The organism is Candidatus Methylomirabilota bacterium (genome assembly GCA_035709005.1).
Classification (GTDB): Bacteria; Methylomirabilota; Methylomirabilia; order Rokubacteriales; family CSP1-6; genus 40CM-4-69-5.
Window position 1 is genome coordinate 1 of sequence record DASTFB010000073.1, and the last position, 4,867, is coordinate 4,867.

The window sequence follows — 4,867 nt, forward strand, 5'->3', positions numbered from 1 at the left end:
AGGTCGAGGGCCTCGGGCGGAAAGTACTTGCGCTCTACTTCTCCCCGGGCGTTCACCGGCGCGTCGCGCGGCAGCAGCGTCCGGAGCTCCTTCACGAGGGCTTGCGCCTTGGGGTGGTGTCCCGTCATCAGGGAATAGGCCTTCACGGCGAACTGGAACCCCGGCGGCGTGCGCTGCACCCACGCCCGGCTCGTGTCGTACGCGGGGAGCGCGTAGTATGTGGCGTTGACCTCGACGGCGTCGAAGAAGCGCGCGTACCAGCGCAGGCGCGCATCCGCCGTCATGTTCGGGGCGGGGTAGAAGCTGCCTTCGGCCAGCAGCGAGGTGTCGAGCCACGAGGCGCAGCCGACCCGGTACGAGGTGGGACCCATCGCGCTTGAGAGTACACGCTCCGGCACGACGAGGAGGAGGGGGACGGTGACGATCTTCCGCGAAGCGATCGACGCGATCATCGGCAGGCGCCGGCCGGGCGGCGAGCGCGAGGTCCGGATGCAGGTCGCCGGGCAGTGGGTCGGGGGCGAGGGCGCTCGGGAGTCGTCCGTCGTGAACCCGGCCACCGAGCAGGTCCTGGCGGTGGTGCGCGACGCCTCGCCCGGGCAGGTCCGGCAGGCGTTCCAGGCGGCCCGTCAGGCGCAGGAGCACTGGCATTTCGAGGTCGGCGAGCAGGACAAAGAGCGCGTCTTCCGCCGCGTCGCCGCCAGCCTGGACGAGGTCCGGGGCCCCCTGGCCTGGGTGATCATCCAGGAGGGCGGCAAGCTCTGGAAGTGGGCCGAGGCCGAGGTCCAGGAGGCGATCGACACCGTCTGGCACTACCACGGCGAGTGCTCGCGGGTGCACGGCCGCTTCGCGCGGTGCCAGATGCCCGACAAGGTGTCGATCACCATGCGCGAGCCCTACGGGGTCATCCTCGGCATCACACCCTGGAACTTTCCGCTGGCCGTGCCGTCCTGGAAGATCTTCGCCGCGCTGGCCGCCGGCAACGCCATCGTCATGAAGGCGGCGGAGCAGACGCCGACCACGCTCTCGATCCTCTGCTACCTCGTCCACCGGGCGATCGCCGACGAGCTCGGGCCGACCCGGGCCCAGCGCCTGGCCGGGGTGCTCCAGGTCTTGCACGGGCGAGGGGAGACCGTCGGCAAGGCGGCCCTGGAGGAAGGCGACTACGACAAGGTGATGTTCACCGGCGGCACGGAAACGGGCGGGCTCGTCGGCGAGATCGCCGGCCGCCGCCGCAAGCCGGTCAGCCTCGAGCTGGGCGGCCACGCCGCCATCGTGCTGCTCGACGATTTCGACCTCGACCGCGCCGTCGCCGAAGCGGTCGTGGCCAACTGCGGCGACTCGGGGCAGCGCTGCGTCTCGCTGCGGGCCGTGTTCGCGCAGGATACGGTGGTCGACGAGTTCCGCCGGCGCTACGTCGAGCGCATCAAGGGCCTGCGGCTGGGCAACCCGGCCGATCCCGCCACCGTGATGGGCCCGCTGGTGAGCGCCCAGCAGCTCGAGCGGGTGGAGAGCGCGGTGGCCCGGGCCCTGGCCGAGGGCGGCGAGCGCGTGCACGGGGGCGCGCCGCTCAGAAAGACGCCGGCGGACGCGCGGGCCGGGATCCAGGCGGCGCCCGAGGTCTGGGAGCGCGGCTTTTTCTTCCCGCCCACCGTCATCGAGGCGCGCGATCCGACGAACCCCGCGATGCAGGACGAGATCTTCGGCCCGGTCCTCTGTCTCAGCGCGTTCAGCGGCCGGCACCGTGAGGAGGCGCTCCTCAACGCCGTGCGGCTCCTGAACGCCTCGCGCTACGGGCTGAGCAATGCCGTGCTGACCAACCGGCTGGACGACGCGATGAAGGTGATGGAGCGCGCGAAGACCGGCATCCTCTACATCGGGCGGGGCACGACGGGCGCCGAGCTCGGCAAGCCCTTCGGCGGCGTGAAGGACTCGGGACACGGCCGGGAGGGCGCGGGCATCGACGAGGTCACCTACCTCAAGCAGGTCTACATCGACCATCACGGCAAGCCGCGCATGGCCCAGGCTGGCGCCGACGAGGCCGTGCAGCGGATGCTCCAGGAGTCCCGCGAGCTCGGCGCGGCCGTCTTCGGAGGGCGGTGAAGCCATGCCGAGGATCGTCGACCTCAGCTTCCCCATCCGGCCGCACTTCCGCTGGAAGGTGGCGCCCGAGCTCGTGGCCGCTCACGCCACGGGCCATCCCCTGCAGAGCACCGTGCTGACGATCAGCTGCCACGCCTACACCCACGTCGACGCCCCGCTGCACTACCTGACCGACGGCCGCGACATGGCGGTCATGCCCGTCGATCAGTGGATGGGCGAGGCGGCCGTGGTCGATCTGACCCATCTGGGCGCCGACGGCGAGGTGACCGGACGGGACCTCGAGCGGCGCGCCGGCCACGTGCGGGCGGGGGACATCGTGCTGCTGCGCACGGACTGGCCGAAGCGGGTGAGCGTCCAGACCGAGGAGTTCTGGAAGGCCGGCCCGTGGACGGGACCGAGCGCCTGCGACTGGCTCGTGGCCCGGCGGGTCAAGGCCGTCGGCTACGACTATCCGCCCGACCACTGCATCCGCGACACGATCGCGGAGCCGCGGCGGCGTCCGGCCCGGGACGAGTACACGACGCACGCCATCTTCTTTCCCGCCGGCATCACGGTGATCGAGTACCTCACGAACCTGGATCAGATCGGCGTTCCCCGCTGCCGGTTCATTGCCTTACCCCTCAGGCTGGAGGGTGCGGATGGCAGCCCGGTGCGGGCCATCGCTGTCGTGGAGTGACGCGGCGCGATCCCTCAGTGGGTGGCGCCGCGGGCGAAAGCCGGGGCGGCGGCGCCGTCGATGACGACGTTCACGCACGCCGGGCGCTCCGAGGCGACCGCGCGGGCCAGAGCTGGACCCAGCTCGGCGGGATGCTCCACGTGCTCGCCGTGGCCGCCCAGCGCTTCTACCACCCGGTCGTAGCGCGTGGGCAGCAGCTCGCACCCGACGGCGCGCTCCGCCCCATAGTGCTGGAGCTGTAGCTGATGCTCGGCGTTCCACCGAGCGTCGTTGCCGACGATCGCCACGATGGGCAGGCGATGGCGCACGGCGGTGTCGAACTCGAGCGCGTGGAAGCCGAAGGTTCCGTCACCGAGCACGGTGAACACCGGCAGGTCCGGCCGGGCCAGGCAGGCCCCCAGGGCCATCGGCACGGCGCTGCCGATCGATCCGGCCGGGCCGTTGATGAGCCGCACCGCCGGCTCCAGCGCGGCCTGACACCACTGGCCGAACTCGCCGCCGTCGGCGACCAGCACGCCGCGCTCGACGAGCGGCTGGAGCGCGGCGCACAGCCGGAGGGGATGCATCGGGCGCGTGGAGGCTCGGGCCAGCGCATCCCACTCGGGCGGCCTGGCCCGTCGCATCTCCTCCACCTCCTTGGCCCAGGCGCTCCGCTGCCATGGGCGGCGGGCCGCGGCCTCGATGAGCTGGCCCACCACCGTCAGTGGCTCCCCCGGAAGCGCGAGGGCGACCCGCTCCGCCGGCGCCGTCGCGCCGAGGTCCACGTGAACGAAGCGACACTGGGCGGCGAAGGCCGGCGGCTGTCCGAAGCGCAGCGTGTAGTCCAGCGCCTTGCCGAGCAGGAGCACGACGTCGGCCTGGCCCAGCGCCGCGCCGGCCGCACGCAGCGCGGGATCGTTGACGCCGCGAGGGCTCTCCATGAGCAGGGCCGGGATCCCGGTGATCTCGGCCAGCCGCATCAAGGCCGTCCAGCGCTCGGAGCGTCCCATTGCGGGGCCGGCCACCATCAGGGGGCGCCGGGCGCCGGCCAGCAGATCGAGCGTCTCGGACACCAGCCGCTCGGCAACGGGCGTGGCGCCGGTGGATCGGGCGGCGACAGGGGCGGCGGCCGTCACCCGCGGTTCCAGCAGGTCGCCGGGCAGACTGACGTGCACGGGGCCCGGAGGCCACGCGCGCGCGAGACTGAGCGCGCGCGCCACGTCGTCGCCGAGCGCCTCCGCCCGCTCGGCGACCCACGCCGCCTTCACGACGGGGCGGGCGGCCCCGACCTGATCCACCTCCTGGAAGGCGCCGCGCCCCAAGAGGCCCCGGGGCGCGTGACCACTGAGCAGCACGACGGGCGACTGCGACATCAGCGCCGTGTAGAGCGCGGACACCGCGTTGAGGTGTCCGGGCCCGGCCGTCACCAGCGCCACGCCAGGTTCCTCGGTCAGCCGGCCCCAGCCGTCGGCCATGTGGACGGCGGCCGCCTCGTGCCGGGTGTGGATCAGCGTGATCCCCCGGCCGACCGTGGCGTCGTAGACGGCGAGGATCTGGTTGCCGGAGAGCGTGAAGACCTGGCGGACGCCGCCGGCGATCAATGCCTCGACGACCAGATCGGCGCCGCGGACGGAGGATCGGCTCACGCGGGCAGCCTAGCGCCAGGCGTGGCCGGCAAGCAAGGCCTGCGGGGCGGCGTCCCGATCGCTAGAATCAGTGCCGACTCGGAGTCGAGGAGAGGACGCCTATGAGCAGCAAGGTGTTCGCGGGAGTCGTCGGCCTGATGCTGGTTGCGGCACCGGCCTGGGCGCAGCTGGACGAGATTCTCAAGGGCCTCGGGCTCGGGCGGTCAGGCGCGCTCTCTGACGCCAAGATCGGCATGGGGCTCAAGGAGGCGCTGCAGGTCGCCACCGACAAGTCGGTCATGCTCACCGGAAAGGTAGACGGCTTTTTCGGCAACCAGGCCATCAAGATTGTGATGCCCGAGAAGCTCAAGAGGCTCGAGAGCGGCCTGCGGGCGGTGGGGTATGGCCCGCAGGTCGACGAGTTCGTGCTCAGCATGAACCGGGCGGCCGAGCGGGCGGCTCCGGCGGCCCGGCAGATCTTCCTCGA

The 4,867-nt window shown here is 72.2% G+C and carries 5 protein-coding genes; 3 read left to right on the plus strand and 2 right to left on the minus strand.

Translation table 11 applies throughout. The annotated features are described in order from the left end of the window. Positions 1-371 (minus strand): DUF72 domain-containing protein (locus VFR64_12195; protein HET9490500.1); only part of this gene is annotated, 371 nt, incomplete at its 3' end. Positions 372-417: 46 nt separating this feature from the next. Here VFR64_12195 and VFR64_12200 point away from each other — a divergent pair. Beyond that, positions 418-2,100, plus strand: a complete 1,683-nt coding sequence (locus tag VFR64_12200; GenBank protein HET9490501.1) for an aldehyde dehydrogenase family protein — start codon at positions 418-420, stop codon at positions 2,098-2,100. 4 nt (positions 2,101-2,104) lie between these two features. Beyond that, positions 2,105-2,776 carry a cyclase family protein gene (locus VFR64_12205; GenBank protein HET9490502.1) on the plus strand — a complete coding sequence of 224 codons (672 nt, stop codon included), beginning with the start codon at positions 2,105-2,107 and terminating at the stop codon, positions 2,774-2,776. Between the two features lie 14 nt (positions 2,777-2,790). Here the strand turns inward: VFR64_12205 and VFR64_12210 are convergent, their stop codons facing one another. Then, a complete protein-coding gene (locus VFR64_12210) occupies positions 2,791-4,401 on the minus strand; it encodes a thiamine pyrophosphate-binding protein (protein ID HET9490503.1) in 1,611 nt (536 codons plus the stop codon). A 101-nt stretch (positions 4,402-4,502) separates the two neighbouring features. Between VFR64_12210 and VFR64_12215 the strand changes: the two genes are divergently transcribed. Beyond that, on the plus strand, positions 4,503-4,867 hold a 365-nt coding region (locus VFR64_12215; protein ID HET9490504.1), incomplete at its 3' end, for a DUF4197 family protein.

What these genes read in the sequence shown, in the direction of transcription:
- VFR64_12205 (HET9490502.1), top strand. Translation starts at nt 2,105, where the DNA reads ATGCCGAGGATCGTCGACCTCAGCTTCCCCATCCGGCCGCACTTCCGC.